Genomic DNA, 18,388 nt, shown 5'->3' on the forward strand with positions numbered 1-18,388 from the left:
CGCACGGCCGCGAGGGCTGCGCCAACATCGCAGAGAAGCTCTCACGAACCGGGTGCGACCGCGAACACGCTGCTTTCAGCTGCGGATGGCTTGCCCTCGAGCATCCGCGTGAATCGATCGAGCTGGACAAGGGCCCACTCAACCGGGTTCGGCCCCGTGCTCTCCTGCGCGGTGACGAGCTTGATCGTCGCCATGGTCTTCCCGCCCTCCGTGAGCGTCAGGGTGCCCGCGTCCTCTCCCCGGTGCACGGTACCCTTGAATTCCTTGAGCTCGACGTGCTGCTTCATCGGGTCCGCCAGATCGAAGACGGTGACGTCGGGGATACCGTCTTTCGTTGTCACGTCGACGGTTCTGTCAGACCAATCGGTGCAGGTGGCGCGCGCGATGAGCGCCTCGCCCCCGGCGCCCGTCCGATCGGTGCTCACGGCGGGTTTTCGTTTCGCATGAGCGTAATACCACGTGGCAAGGCTCGCGGAATCGTCGAAGCGCTGTTGGGATGTGTTCGCGCCGAGCACCACCGTGTAGACTTCGTTGCCATCGCGTGAGAACGCCCCCGCGAAGCAGTAGCCCGCCTCATCGGTGGTGCCCGTCTTGACCCCGATGTTGCCCTGCGCGTTGAGCATCTGATTGACATCGGAGAGCTCGAGTGTTCGCGATGCGCCATCTGCTGATCTCACGGTGACGCGCGCGGCGCCTGTGCCCACGATCGATCGGAACGTATCGTCTCTCATGGCGGCCGCTACCATGATCGCGACATCTCTTGCCGTCGAATGCATGTCGCCGGCCCAGGGATCCATATCGAGACCATGGGGGTTCGTGAAGTTGGTGCCCGTGCATCCGAGCTGCTTCGCTTTCTCGTTCATCGCGTTGACGAACACGCCATCCGGGTCGGAACTCGTCGGATCGATCTCGGAGCCGATCGCGGTCGCGATCGCGAGTGCCGCATCGTTTCCAGAGGGAATGAGCAAGCAGCGCAACGCGTCCTCGAGTGAGAGCGCGTCGCCTTCCCTGAGATGCGCGGACGCCTCCCCGACAGTAGCCGCCGCCCGATCGACAGCGATGGTCTCGCTTTTCTTCCCGTGACTCAATGCGACGAGCGCTGTCATGACCTTGGTTATCGAGGCGATCTTCACCTGCGCATCGGCGTCGCGCTCGAAGTAGCAGATGCCGTCTCTTCCCATGACGATGGCATGGCCGGCTTGGATATCGGGACGATTCCGCTGTTTGAGTCCGCGCTGCGCGATGCTCTCGCCGCAGACGAGGTCGTCGGCGCGCGTCTCGGCGTGAGCGCGCGCGGGCATGCAGACAATCAGCGCCAAGACGGCGCAGATCACAATGAGGAGGCGGGATGCATGGCGCTGCAGGCGCGATCGGAGGCGCGCGCGGGTCGATGTGTTCACGACTCACCCACCTTTCGGGCGTGGGGATGAATGCTGATGCGCAACGGGCAAAACGTATCCGAGCATACCAGAGCAGAGCTTTTTTACCGAGCCGATGCGCACCTGATACCTCAATCGCACCAATGCGCGCACCCCTCATTTTGCGCGCTTTGCCGATCGGGCGGCGAGCAGGCTTAAATCGGGCTTAAACTCACTGTTGCATTTCACAACCGGCGGCTTGCTCATACATAATGGAATCATGCTATCTGCGGGAGCGGGCACCGCCTCGCAGATCTGCGAGAACGACCGATGCGGTCGAGGGGAGAGTCTGTGGATACGCATATCCTTGTCGTGGACGACGAGAAGACGATAACCGATCTAGTCGGCATCTACCTCGAGAACGAGGGCTACGAGGTGACGCTGTGCTACAGCGGCAGCGATGCCGCGCGAGCGATCTTCTCACAGGAATTCGACCTCGCTGTGCTCGACATCATGCTGCCCGACATCGACGGATTCGAGCTTCTCCGCACCATCCGCGCCGATCGCACCTATCCGGTGATCATGCTCACGGCGCGCGACACCCAGATCGACAAGATCGAAGGGCTCTCATTGGGAGCAGACGACTACGTGGTCAAGCCGTTTCGGCCTCTTGAACTCGTTGCGCGCGTGAAGGCGCAGCTCAGACGCTATACGAGCTACGGAACGCGCGATTCAGGCGAGGAGTCGCCGATCATCTCGGTAAACGGTCTCGTCATCAACAGGGCTGCTCGTTCGGTCACAGTCGATGAGAAACAGGTGCGGTGCACCCCGCTCGAGTACTCGATACTTCTGTACCTGGCGGAACATCGCGGCAGAGTCGTGCCCGTAGAGGATCTGTTTCGCGCGGTCTGGGACGAGAAGTTCCTATCGAGCTCGAATAACACGGTCATGGTTCATATCCGTCATCTCCGCGAGAAGATAGGCGACGACGCGCAGAATCCGCGCTTCATCAAGAATATATGGGGAGTTGGCTACACCATTGAAGATTAACGAATCGGTGCTGAAGCGATCGGAGCACGCCCCGGTGAATCCGGCGACCGGGTTACCGAACAGGCCCGGCGAGTCCGGTCGCGAAGCGCCGGGCGCATCCGCATCTCAGGGGAGGGGGGCACGGGAAGCCGAGGAGGCCAGACGAGATCCGGATGATGGTTCAACAAGCCCTCGTTCAGCCGGAACGCAGCCCGATGATGTCGAGCGAACCGATGGTCTCTACCGTGCGGACGAGGCGCTCGCGATGTTTCGCAGGGTCGTGAACAGCCGTATCATAGCGACGTTTCTCATGTTCATGCTGCTGCTCGTGCTCGTGGGTTTTCGAGATTTCATGCTCTTCTTCGTTCTCCTGTTCGGTGGCTACGTTCTTCTCGATCGCTTCCTCACCGTGAGGCGCTGCCTCGTCTTGGGTGGCTGCGCCTGGCTCGCCGTGATCTTGTTAGGCGATATATTTGCGGTCAACACCGCCGGCCGCATCATAAGCATCGACTACCTCTTCACATTTTGCGGCTTTCTGCTGGCGCTCGCCGTCTGCGGGGCGTTTTTCATCGGACGCTCCATGTACTACTACGGGTTCGAGCGCGGTCAGACCGACGCCGATTTCGCAATCGCGCGGCATATGATCGATCGGCTCGTGAATCACCCCGATGAATGGCGCGATCTGGACGGAGACTATCTTGAGACCGAGTCCGCGATCAGCCGCGTCCGCGAACGCGAGAGGCTCGCGGCCCAAGCGCTCAAGGACGAGGCATCTCGCAAGGACGATCTCGTGACCTACCTGGCGCACGATCTCAAGACACCGCTCGCCTCGGTCGTCGGCTACCTCTCGCTGTTGCAGGAGGCATCCGATCTGCCGGGTGAGCAGCGCGCGCGCTTCACCGGCATCGCCCTTGAGAAGGCGCATCGGCTGGATACCCTCATCGAGGAGTTCTTCGACATCACGCGCTTCGACTTCCATGACATCGTGCTCACAAGGGGATATGTCGATCTCGATCTCATGCTTTCGCAGGTCGTCGAGGAGTTCTATCCTGCACTATCCGAGCAGGACAAGAGCGCCAGGATCGACGTTCCCTGCGGACTCACCGTGCTCATCGACGGCGACAAGATGGCACGGGTTTTCAACAACGTCATGAAGAACGCGATCGCCTACAGCTACGAGGGCTCGACCATCAGCGTCACAGCTGAGCGCAGGGAGGGCGGCGGCGTGCGCGTTCGCATCGAGAACAGCGGAGATCCGATCCCCGCACCCAAGCTGAAGGTCATCTTCGAGAAATTCTACCGCCTGGACGCAGCTCGCGCGACCAACCGGGGCGGAGCCGGCCTGGGCCTCGCCATCGCCAAAGAGATCGTCACCGCCCATGGTGGCTCCATCGCCTGCGCGTCGACGCCCGAGCACACCGTCTTCACGATCGATCTGCCGGCGTAGCATGCGGCGAGCTTTGCCCGCCGTCCCATCATGCGAACTGGCTCATGTAGAGATCGGCATAGGGACCGCCGGCGCGCAACAGCGCATCATGGGTGCCCTGTTCCACGATCGTTCCGTTCTCCATGACGAGGATGAGATCGGAGTCGACGATCGTAGAGAGGCGGTGTGCTATGACGAAGCTCGTGCGCCCGCAGGTGAGCTGCTCCATCGCGCGCACGATCGCCTTCTCCGTCTTGGTGTCCACACTTGAGGTGGCCTCATCCAGAATCAGGATCGCGGGATTTGCGAGCAGAACGCGAGCGATGGTGATCAGCTGCCGCTGGCCTTGGCTGATCGTCTCGGCGTCGTTGTCAATCCGCGTATCATAGCCATGCGGCATGGTGCGCACGAGGAAATCGACGTGCGCGGTCTTGGCAGCCTGCACGATCTCATCGCGTGTGGCGTCCGGTCTGCCATAGGCGATGTTCTCGGCGATGGTTCCCTCGCGAAGCCACGCGTCCTGCAGGACCATGCCGAAATTCAGTCGCAGCGCCTCTCTGGACATGCTTTTCGTATCGATGCCATCCAGGGTTATGCGTCCGCCGTCGATCTCGTAGAATCGCATGAGCAGATTGATGAGAGTCGTCTTGCCCGCGCCGGTGGCTCCCACGATGGCGACCTTCTGACCCGGCTCGGCGACGAAGCTCACATCGTGCATGAGCGGCCGGGAGGAATCGTAGCCGAACCGCACGTGCTCGAAAGCGATGCGCCCGGTGACGGGGGAGGGCGGTGAGACGGGGAGAGCCGGGTCGGGCACGATCTCCTCCTCGTCGAGGATCTCGAAGACGCGCTCGACCGAGGCGAGCGCGCTCTGGAGCGTGTTGACCGTGACGGAGAATTGCGTCAGGGGCTCAGAGACGATGTTCACATAATAGAAGAACGCTTGAAGCGTGCCGATGGTGAGCTCCGCTCGGACGAGCATTCCGACTCCGAGAACCGCAAGGACGACCTGGGCGATTCTCGAAAGGAACCGCACCATCGGCGCGGCGACATTCGTCATGAAGTCCGTCTTGCGCACGATCGCGGCGACGCGTCGCGTCGCGGCATGGATGCGCTCCGAGCTGTCCTGTTCGCAGTTGAATGCCTTGAGAACCGTGCGACCGGAGTACGCCTCTTCGACGCTGCTGCTCAGAGTGCCTATCGCCTCCTGCTGCCGAGCGGCGAGAACGCGCGTGCGCCTCGAGATGAATCTCGTGAGAATCATCGCCGCGACGGCGAATGCGACAAAGATGCCGGCCAGCAAGACATTGTAGCGAACCATCATGATGAGGGCACCGCTGACCGACCCCACAGCCGTGAGCAAGGTGAGCAGACCGCGCTGAAGCACCTCGGAGACCTTGTCGAGGTCGTTCGTCGCCCGGCTGATGATCTCGCCGGGTTTGCGTTCATCGAAGAAGCCGAGCGGCAGACGGTTCAATTTCTCGGCGAGACCGTGGCGAAGTTTCAGATTGAGCCGCTCCGCGAAGCTTGCCATCGTGAAGCTCTGAATGGAGTAAAAGGCCCAGGCGAGCGTCCAGATGCACAGATAGACCATCACTTCGCGCAAACCGGTGCTCCAGCCGATCGTGAACGAGCGGCCCTCGAGAAACGCCTGCTGGATTTCGCGCCAAAGAAGATCGATCATATAGGCGCTGTAGGCAGGACCCGCGATCGACATGACCGTATACAGGCAGATCGAGACGAGTACGACGCCGAAGCGCCAGTGCTCCCCGATGGATGCGCGCCACATGCGGCGTATGACGAGTCCGGTGTGTCTGGGCATCTCGATACCGGCGTCCCTCGCGCTTTGAGATTGCATCAGCTGCTCATCTTCCTGCGTGATGCGAGACGTCTCAGATGAGCCGGCGGCAGCCCCGTCGAGCTTCGCGCCGGCGTTTCTCCTGACATGCGATTTCTGTCGTTCAATCATGTCGCTCAACTCCGTTTCGCACGCCCGTCCCGAGGCCGTCGATCTCGCTTGCACGAAGCTGCGAGTTGGCGATCTCACGGTAGGTATCGCAGGTTCTCATCAGATCGTCATGCGCTCCTATGCCCGCGATCCTGCCCTCGTCGAGCACGACGATCTGATCGGCGTGCAGGATCGTGTTGATGCGCTGTGCGATGATGAGCACGGCCGCCGTGCGCATCTCCGGCACGAGCGCGCTTCTGAGCGCCGAGTCGGTCTTGAAATCGAGCGCGGAGAACGAGTCATCGAAGATATAGAGATCGGCCGGCTTGATAAGGGCTCTTGCGATCGAGATGCGCTGCCTCTGGCCGCCGGAGAGGTTCGATCCTCCCTGTGAGACGGGCGCGTCAAGCCCGCCATCCAACTCGTGCACGAAGCCGGCCTGCGCAACCTCGAGCGCATGCCACATATCGGCCTCGGTCGCATCCGGTCGGCCCAATCGGAGGTTGTCTGCGATGGTTCCGGAGAAGAGCCATGCCTTCTGCGGCACGTAGGACACATGCTCTCGAAGCTCGTGCTGGGACATCTCGCGCACATCGCAGCCGTTTACCTGGAGGCTGCCCCCGGTGATCTCGTGCAATCGCAGCAGCAGCTTGGCTATGGTCGACTTGCCCGATCCCGTCTGCCCGATGATAGCGGTCGTCGTTGTGCGCCGACAGCTGAAGTTGAGCTCGTGGAGGGTGTCCTCGTCCGCATCTGCGAACCTGAACGAGACGTCGACGAATCGAGCCACCGTATCGATCGCGCGCTCATCGCCGTGCTCCGCGCATGTTTTTGCTCCCGTCTTGTCGCGAATGGAGAGATCGTGTTCGATGACGGAGCGACACCGGTTGAAGCACACGAGGGCGCGCGGCAGCGTCAGCGCCGTGATCTGAGCCATCATGATGAAGAACAATATGAGCATCGCGTACTCCACGCACGCCGAGATCGAGGCGATCTGCATGGCGTGCGCTCCCACGCGGTTGGCGCCGACCCAGATGATAGCGACCTCGGCCAGATTCATGATCAGAAACGTCGAGCAATCGAGCGTCGCGAACAGCCAGTTCACGCGAATGGCGCTCATGGCGAATGTCATGAATGACTCGTCAAGACTCCTCTGCTCGGCGCGCTCCTTGCCAAAGGCTCGGATGACGCGCACGCCGGTGATGCTTTCGCGCAATCGCACATTCATGCGATCGACAAAACCCTGCAGCTTCTGAAAGATGCGCGCGGCCCTGCTCGCGGTCAAGACGGCAAGGATGCCCACGACGACGATGAAGCAGGCGAGCAGGGTTCCCAGATACGCGTCTATGCGCATGGCCAATGCGATGCCGATCACGGCGGCGAACGGAACCGGCAGCATCATCTGTATCGTCATGGTGATCGCCATCTGGATCACGTTCACGTCCCCCAGAGTTCGCGTGATCATGCTCCCGCATCCGAATTCCTCGAAGTCGCCGCCAGAGAACTCGAGGGAGCGATCGTATACCGCGTTGCGGATATCGCGACCGATCTTCGAGGAGAGATCGGCGCACAGATAGTTGCATGCGAATGCCGCCGCCCCAGAGATGATGGCGGAGGCGAGCATCAGCGCGCCCTGTTCCATGATGGTGTCGAGGTCGCGTGTGGAGATACCGGCGTTTATCATGACCGATAGAAATGTCGGAACCAGCAGAACGCCCGCGAGATTGATCGCTAGAGCGCACAGAACGGCAACGGATTCGAGACGGTAGGGTTTCAAAAGGCGCAGGAAGCATCGCATAAGCGGGGTCCCCTCACAAGGTATTGTCGAGTCGTTCAAACAGATTGGGCGGCGAGGCGGAGCCGGCTACACGGCAGCCGGCTCCATGGGTCGCTTGGTCGGAGACATCGTCTCCTCGGTGAGACGGGAGACGTAGCGGGACAGCAGACGCACCAGCTGCTCGCGATCGGCAGGCGTCAGGCTTTCGAGGGCGCATCGCTCAAGCAGCATCGTCGGTTCGACGTGATCGCGCAGGAATCGCTCACCGGCCTCTGTGAGCTCGATTACCTTGCTCCTGCGGTCTTCTGCTGCAGGCTCGAGTCGGATGAGCCGGCGCTCGATGAGCATCTTGAGCGCGGAGCTGACGGTCTGCTTGGCGTAGCACCATCCCTCCACGAGACTTTTCTGCGAAAGCGGAGCAGCATGCTCGCCCAGGGCGTACATGACCCAAAATGCGCAATCGGACAGTCCGGTCCGCTGCGCGAGCCGGTGATAGGTCCTGTCCATCTCGCTGAAGATGCGACTCACCTCTTGGCATTGCTCTGCGGTTCTCTCAAGCGTGTCCTGCTGGAACATTCGACGCTCACCTCCTGATCGATCGCGGTAGCACCATTCTGTCTGAAATCGGATCAATGTCAACCCCCATCTCCGCCACGCCCTCTCGGTGGCGGGTAGAATGACAGCGCGAATGATGTGGCGGATCGCGATTCGATGCGCTGGCAGAACATGGGATGAAAATGCTGCCGTGCTACAATCAGGACCCTGCCGAACCGCTTCGGGGCGGTTGCGCTGCAGGATCGAGCAGCAGTCGATGACCAGCGCTCGTCATTGTGAAAGAACAGCGCCGAGTCGAAGTCTTCTCGGATAGCGACGACGTCGAAAGGATTGCCCGTATGACGGAAGAGGAAAAGCGCGACCGAGGTCTGTGGTACGACGCCGCATACGACCAAGCCCTCCATGATGAATGCATCATGGCGAAGGACCTGTGCTTCGAGTTCAATCAGATGCGTCCGAGCGATGGCGAGCGCAGAGCCGAGCTGCTCGATCAGCTGCTCGGCAGCATCGGCGAGTTCTCCCAGGTGCTGTCGCCGTTCCAAGTGGACTACGGCTGCAACGTCTCCATCGGAGAGGGAACCTTCCTGAACCACGGTGCCTATCTCATGGACGGAGCGCGCATCTCGATCGGTGATCATTGCTTCATCGGCCCGGGTCTGCAGGCTTATACGGCACTTCATCCGCTCGTCGCCGAGCAGCGTCTGCGCGGAATCGAGCGCGCCGAGCCCATCTGCATCGAGAGCGATGTCTGGATCGGCGGAAACGTAACCATTCTGCCCGGTGTCATCATCAGGTCCGGCAGCGTTATCGGTGCCGGGAGCGTCGTGACCAAAAACATCCCCGCTGGAGTCATCGCCGCCGGCAATCCGTGCCGGGTCCTGCGTCCCATCACCGCGAAGGACGCCATCTCGGATTAGATCGGCAGATCAGCGGCAAAGCCGCTTCACGGCCTACCTATCGGCGTTTCTGATGAGAACCTGGCAGCTCTTCATGGTCTTGAGCGCTGCGGAATGCCCTTGGGGGTCGCTGCCCGCGCAACAGGACGCATCGACTGCGAGCGGTACTTCAGGAATCGTCGCTCTGAGAAGCAAGGCGCAGCTCACGACGCAGATATCGGTGCACAGACCGACGAGCTCCACAGCCGAGATGGGTCGCTTCGCATGCCTGTCACGCAGAGCGTCGGCCAAAGAGATCGAAGCGAACGTGGACTTTTCGAAGGCGTGGGCACGACGCTCCGAGAGCACCTTCATCAGTCGGTCCGGAACGCGCCATCCCTGCGTGCCCTTGATGCAGTGCTCGATGGGAAGCTGGGTGCCCTCATATGTCGAGAGGTAGTCTCTATCGTGCGTATCGAGCGTGTAGACGACATCACCCGGAAAGGTTGCCGCCAGCTCGCACACCCGCTCTAGGATGATCCGGGCCCGGGGCGTGCCGAGCGCGCCGGTGATGAAATCGTTTTGCATGTCCACTGCGACCAAGACGGAATTCTCGTCAAACATGAGGCTGCCTTCCTTTGAGCGTCCGTGGAATCAAAGAGATGAGAATCGTATCCATCATATCATCGCAATTGGCCCCGTTGTGCGCGAGGGAAACCCGAAGCGAGTGATTTGGGGCATCGGATAGGGCGTCATCGCTCATACTTCCTGGCTGATCCTATAGAATTATGTCAAAATTGTTAACGAATCCGCGATATTCCTCATTCTCAAAATGGATGAATAAATGATTTTGCGAACCCCCAAGTAGCATTTGTATTTTATTCCAGGTTGAACACGTGATGGCTTAGTTTAACTTGCCTTTTCTGACCCACGATTCGCTTTGATGTATGTATTTTTGTACATAATTTGGGCTTGCTTAAATCCCATCGCTTTTACGGGTTAAATGTCATTCACATGGTAGTATGAGGTCGCTTGCGAGTGAGCACATTATCCAACTTCGGCTCAGGGGAAGGGCTACGGCATGACTGAAACAAGACATTCACGAACGTACGCTGCAAAAGTTCGTCGGCATGCGGCGCAGATCCTTGCAGAGGGTCTTGGACATCGCGCTCTCGCTGGTCAGTTGAAGATTCCGGAGGCAACGGCGCGCCAATGGGCACGAGCATACGCGGTCGGTGGCGAAGGGGCCGTTCTCAATGCGGGCGCCCGGCATCGGGTTTATGACTACGAACTCAAACTTGCAGTCGTTTTGGACCGGCTTGAGCGCGGAAAGACCGTTCGAGAGGTCATGATCGAGTACGGTGTCCCCAGCGAGTCCTCTGTGAAGTCATGGTGTCGCCTGTATCGCACCGGTGGCAGGCAGGCGCTGATCAACAAGCCTCGGGGTCGCAAACCGCGGCTTCGAGCTGAATGCTGAGTCACGGCTCCCTACGCTCACGCGGCCAGACAAACGGTTGTCGCAGACAGGTTGTTCAAAAGCTTCTTCCGTCTGCGGTGATCTCGGTAGCATTCGAGTCGCGCCTGTAACATGAGCAACCCGGACCTGTGTGTTCGCGATCGCACAAGAGCGAAATAAACCATAATGCAAGACCCGCGCATCGAGGGCCCTTTCGGTGCGCGGGTCTTTTTGTTCGGAGTCGCACCATGAGCAGATCTGCTATCAGGATGCTATCATAGAGAAGTCTGATCTGGAGTCAGGCCGCAGCGCGGCAGAAGGGAACAACGATGCTGAACGCTATCGAGATTTGCCCGAAGATCTGGTGGGTCGGCGGAATCGATTGGAATGAGCGATCGTTTCACGGATACACGACCGAGCAGGGCATCACCTATAACGCCTACCTCATCATGGACGAGCGCGTCACGCTCATCGACACCGCCAAGGCGACATTCTCCGACGAGTTCATCCAGCGCATCTCGCAGATCGTCGATCCCGCGAAGATCGATGTCGTGATCGCCAATCATGTGGAGATGGACCATTCCGGCAGCCTGCCCAGAATTCATGAGCTCGCGCCTGACGCCGCGATCTACGCGAGCGGGCCGGCCGGCGTGAAGGAGATCAAGGCGCACTTCGGCATCGACGTCAAGGGAGTCAAGACCGGCGATGCGCTTTCCATCGGCGAGCGCACGCTCACGTTCGTCCAGACCCCGATGGTCCACTGGCCGGACAACATGGTCACCTACTGTCCCGAAGAGCAGATCCTGTTTTCGAACGATGCGTTCGGCCAGCACTACGCCACGACGAAGCGCTTCGATGATGAGAACGATCTGTGCGAGCTGTTCAAGCAGGCCAAGAAGTACTATGCGAACATCGTATGGCCCTACGGCGCTCAGGTTCAAAAGGCGCTCGGTGCGCTGAGGTATCTCGACATCAAGATGATCGCGCCTTCGCACGGCGTCATCTGGCGCAGTCATATCGCCGAGATCATGGCGCGCTACCAAGCGTGGAGCACGTACCAGACCGAGCGCAAGGCCGTCGTGGTCTACGATTCGATGTGGCACTCGACCGAGGCCATGGCGCGTGAGATCTGCGACGCCTTCATCAAGGATGGTGTGTGCGCCCAGCTCATCGATCTCAAGGCCACGCACATCTCTGACATCATGACCCACATGTGCGATGCGCGCTTCGTCGCTGTCGGCTCGCCGACGCTCAACTCAAACATGCTGCCTACCGTGGCGGCGTTTCTCACCTATATGCGCGGGCTGTCCCCGAACAACTCGCAGCGCATCGGCATCGCATTCGGATCTTACGGATGGGCGCCACTCGGCCCCAAGCAGGTCGAGGAGGCTCTCAGGAGCGCGAAGTTCGAGATGCCCGTGCCCGTGATCACCCAGCAGTGGATTCCCGATGAGAAAAAGCTCTGCGATATTCAAGCTGCGGTCTGCCAGATCATCGAAGATGATCAGGACCGATCGAATCGGAGCTGACGGAGTTTCGGAACACCCGCTTGGATTTCATGTCGTCTGGCGAGACCCGCAGCGCGCAGCCACTCGGCACCATGGCTTCGAGGGACCGGCGTCGGCTGGTCCCTCTTTCATTTTCGCGCATCGCTTCCTATCGCATGCAGCCCTGTGACACCTTGGCGCAAAGTGCAGGGGCTGCAGATATATCGCGTGAGTCTTCCGGAGATCGGACCGGGACGCGGGCCGCTGACCGGGCCATGCGCCGGCTCATCTGCTCGGCCGTCTCCCTATTCGTCTTCGGTACCGACCGAGGCAACCAGCTCGTTGACGTAGGCCAGCCCCTTTCGGCCCCGTGCGATTGCCCGTCGGATGATCTCAGGGGTGAGCGGCTCGATCGCCGATATGAGCTCCAGGGCGCAGGGCACGTTGACGCCCGTGACCAGATGCACATGGACATAGAAGGTCTGCCATATGGTCTCGCAGGGTACTCTCATATCTCTATTGTCGAGGCGATCGCGACTCAGATGGTCCCCTTCTGATCCGCAACCTCTAATCCCTTGTCGAGCAGATGGTATCCCTGAGGCGCAGGTGGCTGAGCATTCCCTTCGCCATGTTCGCATCCTCCTCCTGAGCTTCCTCTTGGCTGAAATAACAACAAGGCGATCTCAGCAGTCTCATGCCCTTTTGCGAAAAGACTAAGAACCCTCGAATTCTGTGCTAACAGTTTAGTTTAACTAACGCATCAAAATGACTTGAGTTATGTCACAATTTATGACATAATATGTCTGATCGAATTGATTCGATAGATCTTGCAAGAATAAAATGAAATCCTAATGAAGGGGCTAATCATGCTTCTATCAGTCGGCGGCGTCTGGAGTCCCGATAGCGTCTGATCGTATGCGACGCGATAGGCAAATCGATCTCATTTACAAGGCGAAGGCCGTCTCGGGCGGCCTTCGCCTTCAGGGCAGATGCTTCTCAAGCCGGGGGTACAGATGTACATTGAAGTAGATTCATATTGCAAATCGATCAAGGGCGTCACCGTTCTCGAGAACATCTCGTGCGGTTTCGAGCGAGGTCGGGTGTACGGCTTGCGCGGAAAGAACGGATCGGGCAAGACGATGCTGCTGCGCGCCCTGTCCGGTCTGATCTTTCCCACCTCTGGATGCGTGAGGATCGGCGGAAAGCGGTTGGGCAAGGACATGCCCTTTCCCGAGAGCATCGGCCTACTCATCGAGAATCCATCCTTTCTCGCGAAATACACCGGGGCCAAAAACCTTGAGCTCATAGCCGGTCTCAGAGGCGTCATCGGTCGAGAGGAGATCGCCCGGGCTATGCGCAGCGTCGGCCTCGATCCCGATGACAAGCGCCATTACCGGAAGTACTCCCTTGGCATGAAGCAGCGTCTTGGCATTGCCTGCGCCATCATGGAGAAACCAGATATCCTGCTGCTCGATGAGCCCATCAACGCGCTCGATCCAACCGGTGTGGCCCAGGTCGAGCAGGTGCTCGCCCGTGCTCGAGAGCGCGGTGCCGTCGCGATCGTTGCCTGCCACGACATGGAGGAGCTGCGCCTGCTCGCCGACGAGATTCTCACACTCGCCGAGGGGCGCATCACAGACAGTGAGGTTGTGTCCCATGAGCAAGCGTAGACCAAGACAGGCGAGGCATCTCATCTGCCTTATCGCCGCCCTTGTGACAATAGCTGCCTGCTATATGGTGGGGATGCGCGTTTCTCAGGTGAACACCGCTGTCACGCAACACCGCGTTCACACTCACGAGCTGCTCGATCCCGTTGCTCTCGTTGGCGGTCCGCAAGCTGCAACGGAGGCGGTCGACGGAGTCACCCTGACCGCGCTCGGGTGCGCTCTCGCCGATCAGAACGAAATGGGCAAGCTGCTTCCCGGCTACCGAGATGGCATGATTACCGCTGGCGCCGCATCCGATGTCAAGTTCCTCTTGGTTCGCCTCCGACTCGTCAATGGCTCCGATGAGAACAGAACGCCCGACCTCAACTCCCTGGCGGTGCAGGAGGGAGCTTGGCACAACGGGATCGACCCCGATCCGGCGATTTTCCGCGCGATGAATCCGCAGGCGTCGACCCTCGAGCTTCAACCCGGGCAGAGCAAAGAGGTGCTTGCTGTGTTCGAGGCCTATGATACGCAATTCGGGTTCAAGACCGCGGCATGGGACGGATTCGGGGGGCGCGGTCTGGAGCTCGTTCTGGCGACCTACCCGGACAAGGTATGTATCACCTTAGGTCGCCCGGGCATCTTGGCGGAGCTCGAGAGCGCCGGCGGCAAAGGAGAGAATCAATGAGAAGCATACTCGCTCTTGAACTCAAGCGAGCCTTCGGCGGTGCGCCGTTTGTTCTTGCGTTGATCATCGGCATTGGGTTGTCTGTGGCCAACATCGCACTTGTAGCGGCACCTTACGCCCTGTCGGAAATGTGGGCCGGCTGGCGCGACGGGGCCCAGGGCTGCCCGCCGTCGTTCTTTGGCACCTGGATGGGCCAGACACCCTTTACCATCACAACGTCGATATTCTACTACGCGCTTCCGCTGCTGGCTTGCATCCCCTATGCGACGAGTCTGCACGCCGATCTTTCATCGCATTTCGCCACCCAGCTGCTGGTGCGAAAGGGCCGCGCGAACTACTTCGCTGCTAAGGCCTCGGCGACCTTTCTCGCCGCCGGGCTGGTGTCGATTCTCCCGCTCGTCGTCAACATCATAGGCGTCGCCTGTCTTGTTCCACAATACGCACCTGAGCCGACTGCGGGCATCTACGCGGTATCGGCAAGTTCGATGCTCGGAGAACTCTTCTACATATCTCCCTGGGTGCATATCTCGGTGTTTCTCATGCTGACGTTCATCATGGCGGGCCTGCTCGGGATGGTCTCGGTCGCGCTGTCCTTCTTTGTCCGCAACGGTTTCGCCGTGCTGCTCGCGCCGTTCGCTCTGTGCGTGGTCATCCAGCTTGTCGCGCAGAACACGGTCTTTGAGGGATTCTCTCCACTCAACATGATCATGCCTGCCCAACCGTTCCCGGCCGTGCTTTGGATCGTCGCGCTGGAGATGGGTATCTGTGCGGTCGCACTCGTCGTCGCTCTCGCTGTCCGGGGCTTCCGGTACGAGGAGCTGTGATGCGCCTCATCAGAGCGATACGCCATGAACTCGCTTTGACATGGAGCTCCAACGCATTTGCGCTCATTGCCTGCTTTCTCCTTCCGATCGCTCTGGAGGCCACCTTTCTCATCAGGGCGGTTCCTGAACTCGATGCGACGCGGAACCTTGATCATCTGAGGGGCTCCGACTCATTCACCGCTGGCGACATCATCGTATTTATCAACAAGGGCATGCCGCCTTTCGATCCAATCACGCGCAAGGTCTTCACCCTGGACATGATATGGGCGGCGCCTTATTTCCTGTTTGGATACCTGGCCTGTTCGGCGTTCTCGAAGGAGGCTGGTGCGCAGGCCTGTCAGATCGTCACGCGCATTCGCAGCCGCGGCGTCTGGATCGTGTCGAGGTGCGCGCGCGCGACGATCCTCGTGATGTGTTATCTCATGTGGGAGCTGCTGCTCGCGATGGCGCTCGGTGCCGTTTTCGGAGCCTCGCCGTCGCTGCAGCCGAGCGAGTGGAGCTCGGTGATCTCCGACATCTCCGTGCGAGATCCCTCGTTCGCCGCTCTCACCCTCAGCTGCCTGTCTGTGCCCGCCACCGCGGTAGCCGCTGCGCTCGCCGTCACGGCGTTCTCGGCTGCCCTCGGTCCGCGCATCGCGTTTCTTTTGCTCATCGCGCTTGTGGTGACATCGGCGTATATCGCTGAGCCGCTTCTCTTCCTCGGTTCCTCGATGGAACTGCGCGGAATTGTGGCCACCGGTGAGTGGCCTGCCGCCTTGCGCGGGATCGGCGTTTGCTTTGCAGTGATCGCAGCATCTCTTCTATGCGCCCCCCTTATGGCGCGAAAGGCGGATTTCTTATGATGGCACATCTTGGAGGAAGATCTCGCTTGCGAGCCTTGCGCCCGACAGCATGGTGCTGTTCGGTTCTTGCCGTTCTCGCCGCGCTGCTCCTGGGCGCATGTTCGATGGGGGGGCACAACGCGACCGGCTCCTCGGGCGATGAGAGCGCGCTCGAGCAGAAAGCGGTGGGGGACTCTTTTCAGGTCAAGGCCACCGATGCGACCGACACCTCGAAGACGGTGACGGTCCAGGTGACGTTGACATCGTGCGAGAATGAAGGTGCCCATCTGCCCGAGGGATACGGGATGATCGACCTCTCATATCTGTACGACGACGATCTGAAGACGTACAACAAGGAGAACGGTTACTGGTCGGTGGATGATGCCGGTGCCATCAGCGAAGGCTGGTGCCTGGTGGTCGCCAAGTTGCATTACAGCAATGACAGCGGCTCGGACTGTCGCGTCGATCTTGGCAACCTTCGCATCTCCCACCTTGATTCCGATCGAAACCTGGTTGGCGCCAATGAGGGGGAGAACTGGATCCTCGGAGGCATACAGACCAAGGAGGACTATTATCGCCCCCGGATAGCAGCGCACTCGCAGGTGGAGTGCTCCGTCGGGTTCTTTATCCGGACGAAATCGATCTCGAAGAGCAATCTGCTGGTGATGGAGACCGCATCGGGGAACTCGAGCGGTGCCAAGGTGTTCTCACTGGGTGAGCTTGGCACCCGCGAAGACGTTTCGTCGTCCAAGTAGGATCGAGGGCATGACATCATGAGTCGAAAGCGCGTCACGCAGGATTCGATACGCTCGGCAGCGCGACTCGCCTCGCGCTGCGCGGGGCTGATCTGGCCGCTGATGGAGGGCACATGGCTGCCGCTTCTCGTAGCCTTTCCACTGCTCTCGTTTTGCTACCTGCGCGCAGTTCAGCTGAGCGGGGGTCGGCTGTCGATATTCGATCTGTATGTGAGCGCCTACAGCCCGAGCTACGGCATCCCCCTTCTCTGGCTCGTCTGCCCCATTGTCAGCATGGTCGCGCTCGCGCGCATCTGGAGGATTCGCGACATGTGCAGCATCACGGTCCGATCGGGTGGTCGATGTCGCGTCTGGTTGGCACGGGTGGCCGATCTTTGTGTTCTATCCGGCGTGAGCGCGATGATCCTGCACCTTTCGCTGCTTCTCGTCGGCGCGATCTTCATTGGGAATCCCAGCGACGTCGGCGATGCTTCGAGCCGGTTCGCCGCGGCCACGGGTGGCGAGACCATCCCGGGTCTTTCATTTCCCGTGGCGTCGGCGATCATGCTGGCCTATTGTTTTCTTACGTTTCTGTTCCAGAACTCTGTGTTTCTCCTGCTGCGCAGCCTCCTCGGATCGCTTCCAGCGGCGATCATCGTCGTCGTGCTGGCGTATCCGGAGGTTCACAAGGCACAAGCCTTTATAAGTGATTTCGTGGGTACCTTCGGCGGAGACGCTCTGGCTATCAACCCGCTTTCCTATCTCTTCGACACGGCGAGCGTCTACTACCCGAGCTGGCTTCCCTCCGGTGCGCACAACTTATGGTTTCTAGGGATCCTCATAGCCGTCGTCATCGCTGCGGCACGTTTGGTCTGCAGAAGACGGGATCATCTCTGAGCGCGGCGGCCGGTCCGCCGCCCGGTTGACCGCCGAGCCGCAAATGCGCGGATTTTTACCGCAATCAAGGGGGTCACTCAGGCTTTTCTATACCAGAACCGCGCTTTTGTGACGGTAACAGCCCCGCAGCGGCTGTAACCCCCCCCCTGTGACGATAGCAGCTCGCGGCGGCTGCAACTCTCGATGACGATCTCCTCCGTCGAGCTCGAAGCCAACCGGCAAACCGATCAGCTCACCGCGCTCGGTCGGACCATCTGGATGATAAGGTCGATGAACCCCTCGACCGGCATCCGATGCGTCTGCCCCGACCAGGTCGTGATCGCCGCGAGCAGGCCCGCCAGATAGAACTCCTCTAAAATGGCCCGCTGTTGCTCGGTGATGCCGGACTCAGGCATGATGAAGCCGACCAGAGGTTTCAGAATCGCCTTCAGGCGGTTGGAGAAGGAGCGACCACCGCGCTCGGTCAACAGGATGGTCATATAGCGCTCGTAGCGCTGCGTGAGATCGATGATAATGCCCATGTGCTGCGAGAAGTCAAGCCGATCCTCGCGCATGAGCCGCTCCTCGACAAGGGCGCGAACATTGACCAAGATGTCGCTCTCGATCTGCTCGAGCAGATCGTAGACATCGTGGAAGTACAGGTAGAACGTGGCGCGATTGTAGCCGGCCCGATCGGTGATCTCGCGAATCGTGATCTTTTCGATGGGTCGGCTCTCATAGAGCGACCAGAACGCCTCCCGCAGATCCGCGCGCGTCCTCGCTGTCGTCTCGGGGTGTTTTCTCATGCGACCTCCTCGATGGATGATGCGTGAATCGCTCGACAATCGTCGGTGGCATGTCGAGCATCGATTCGGCTCGTTGGCT

The 18,388-nt window shown here is 59.9% G+C and carries 19 protein-coding genes; 11 read left to right on the forward strand and 8 right to left on the reverse strand.

Going from position 1 to position 18,388, the window contains the following annotated elements:
• Positions 1 to 41: 41 nt before the first annotated feature.
• Positions 42 to 1,400: a D-alanyl-D-alanine carboxypeptidase family protein gene (locus CORGL_RS01880; RefSeq protein WP_013708229.1), complete on the reverse strand. Its 1,359-nt coding sequence runs from the start codon at positions 1,398 to 1,400 to the stop codon at positions 42 to 44.
• A 309-nt stretch (positions 1,401 to 1,709) separates the two neighbouring features.
• Between CORGL_RS01880 and CORGL_RS01885 the strand changes: the two genes are divergently transcribed.
• A complete protein-coding gene (locus tag CORGL_RS01885) occupies positions 1,710 to 2,408 on the forward strand; it encodes a response regulator transcription factor (protein ID WP_013708230.1) in 699 nt (232 codons plus the stop codon).
• A complete protein-coding gene (locus CORGL_RS01890; protein ID WP_041738518.1) occupies positions 2,398 to 3,834 on the forward strand; it encodes a sensor histidine kinase in 1,437 nt (478 codons plus the stop codon). The genes CORGL_RS01885 and CORGL_RS01890 overlap by 11 nt, the downstream gene beginning before the upstream one ends.
• A 28-nt stretch (positions 3,835 to 3,862) precedes the next feature.
• On the opposite strand, the gene CORGL_RS01895 is transcribed toward CORGL_RS01890, so the two are convergent.
• The 3 genes from CORGL_RS01895 to CORGL_RS01905 all read right to left on the reverse strand — a co-directional run bounded on the left by CORGL_RS01895 (position 3,863) and on the right by CORGL_RS01905 (position 8,114).
• On the reverse strand, positions 3,863 to 5,782 hold the full coding sequence (locus CORGL_RS01895; protein WP_013708232.1) for an ABC transporter ATP-binding protein: 1,920 nt from the start codon (positions 5,780 to 5,782) through the stop codon (positions 3,863 to 3,865).
• Positions 5,775 to 7,559 carry an ABC transporter ATP-binding protein gene (locus CORGL_RS01900; RefSeq protein WP_013708233.1) on the reverse strand — a complete coding sequence of 595 codons (1,785 nt, stop codon included), beginning with the start codon at positions 7,557 to 7,559 and terminating at the stop codon, positions 5,775 to 5,777. The genes CORGL_RS01895 and CORGL_RS01900 overlap by 8 nt, the downstream gene beginning before the upstream one ends.
• Positions 7,560 to 7,625: 66 nt before the next feature.
• Positions 7,626 to 8,114 carry a MarR family winged helix-turn-helix transcriptional regulator gene (locus CORGL_RS01905; protein ID WP_013708234.1) on the reverse strand — a complete coding sequence of 163 codons (489 nt, stop codon included), beginning with the start codon at positions 8,112 to 8,114 and terminating at the stop codon, positions 7,626 to 7,628.
• Positions 8,115 to 8,431: 317 nt separating this feature from the next.
• Here CORGL_RS01905 and CORGL_RS01910 point away from each other — a divergent pair, with 317 nt between their 5' ends.
• A complete protein-coding gene (locus CORGL_RS01910) occupies positions 8,432 to 9,010 on the forward strand; it encodes a sugar O-acetyltransferase (protein ID WP_013708235.1) in 579 nt (192 codons plus the stop codon).
• 33 nt (positions 9,011 to 9,043) lie between these two features.
• Here the strand turns inward: CORGL_RS01910 and CORGL_RS01915 are convergent, their stop codons facing one another.
• Positions 9,044 to 9,592 carry a cysteine hydrolase family protein gene (locus CORGL_RS01915; protein WP_013708236.1) on the reverse strand — a complete coding sequence of 183 codons (549 nt, stop codon included), beginning with the start codon at positions 9,590 to 9,592 and terminating at the stop codon, positions 9,044 to 9,046.
• A gap of 457 nt (positions 9,593 to 10,049) precedes the next feature.
• Here CORGL_RS01915 and CORGL_RS01920 point away from each other — a divergent pair, with 457 nt between their 5' ends.
• Both CORGL_RS01920 and CORGL_RS01925 read left to right on the forward strand, forming a co-directional pair.
• Positions 10,050 to 10,445, forward strand: coding sequence for a helix-turn-helix domain-containing protein (locus CORGL_RS01920; RefSeq protein WP_013708237.1), 396 nt, complete (start codon positions 10,050 to 10,052; stop codon positions 10,443 to 10,445).
• Between the two features lie 308 nt (positions 10,446 to 10,753).
• Complete coding sequence (locus CORGL_RS01925) at positions 10,754 to 11,953, forward strand: FprA family A-type flavoprotein (RefSeq protein ID WP_013708238.1); 1,200 nt, start codon at positions 10,754 to 10,756, stop codon at positions 11,951 to 11,953.
• A gap of 263 nt (positions 11,954 to 12,216) precedes the next feature.
• Here the strand turns inward: CORGL_RS01925 and CORGL_RS01930 are convergent, their stop codons facing one another.
• Both CORGL_RS01930 and CORGL_RS10130 read right to left on the reverse strand, forming a co-directional pair.
• Positions 12,217 to 12,423, reverse strand: a complete 207-nt coding sequence (locus tag CORGL_RS01930) for a hypothetical protein (protein WP_041738521.1) — start codon at positions 12,421 to 12,423, stop codon at positions 12,217 to 12,219.
• A 55-nt stretch (positions 12,424 to 12,478) separates the two neighbouring features.
• Complete coding sequence (locus CORGL_RS10130) at positions 12,479 to 12,607, reverse strand: hypothetical protein (protein WP_280985026.1); 129 nt, start codon at positions 12,605 to 12,607, stop codon at positions 12,479 to 12,481.
• 317 nt (positions 12,608 to 12,924) lie between these two features.
• Between CORGL_RS10130 and CORGL_RS01935 the strand changes: the two genes are divergently transcribed.
• From CORGL_RS01935 to CORGL_RS01960, 6 genes are all read left to right on the forward strand, one after another.
• Positions 12,925 to 13,581: an ATP-binding cassette domain-containing protein gene (locus CORGL_RS01935; RefSeq protein ID WP_013708240.1), complete on the forward strand. Its 657-nt coding sequence runs from the start codon at positions 12,925 to 12,927 to the stop codon at positions 13,579 to 13,581.
• A complete protein-coding gene (locus CORGL_RS01940; protein ID WP_013708241.1) occupies positions 13,568 to 14,248 on the forward strand; it encodes a hypothetical protein in 681 nt (226 codons plus the stop codon). The genes CORGL_RS01935 and CORGL_RS01940 overlap by 14 nt, the downstream gene beginning before the upstream one ends.
• Entirely contained in the window at positions 14,245 to 15,072 is an 828-nt protein-coding gene (locus tag CORGL_RS01945; RefSeq protein ID WP_013708242.1) for a hypothetical protein, read from the forward strand. Before CORGL_RS01940 ends, CORGL_RS01945 begins: the two co-directional genes overlap by 4 nt.
• Positions 15,072 to 15,914, forward strand: a complete 843-nt coding sequence (locus CORGL_RS01950) for a hypothetical protein (protein ID WP_013708243.1) — start codon at positions 15,072 to 15,074, stop codon at positions 15,912 to 15,914. The genes CORGL_RS01945 and CORGL_RS01950 overlap by 1 nt, the downstream gene beginning before the upstream one ends.
• A 104-nt stretch (positions 15,915 to 16,018) precedes the next feature.
• On the forward strand, positions 16,019 to 16,648 hold the full coding sequence (locus tag CORGL_RS01955) for a hypothetical protein (RefSeq protein WP_156789769.1): 630 nt from the start codon (positions 16,019 to 16,021) through the stop codon (positions 16,646 to 16,648).
• Positions 16,649 to 16,666: 18 nt separating this feature from the next.
• A complete protein-coding gene (locus tag CORGL_RS01960) occupies positions 16,667 to 17,524 on the forward strand; it encodes a hypothetical protein (RefSeq protein WP_013708245.1) in 858 nt (285 codons plus the stop codon).
• Positions 17,525 to 17,751: 227 nt separating this feature from the next.
• On the opposite strand, the gene CORGL_RS01965 is transcribed toward CORGL_RS01960, so the two are convergent.
• Positions 17,752 to 18,309, reverse strand: coding sequence for a TetR/AcrR family transcriptional regulator (locus CORGL_RS01965; protein WP_013708246.1), 558 nt, complete (start codon positions 18,307 to 18,309; stop codon positions 17,752 to 17,754).
• Positions 18,310 to 18,388 lie beyond the last annotated feature (79 nt).

Source organism: Coriobacterium glomerans PW2 (genome assembly GCF_000195315.1).
Taxonomy (GTDB): Bacteria; Actinomycetota; Coriobacteriia; order Coriobacteriales; family Coriobacteriaceae; genus Coriobacterium; species Coriobacterium glomerans.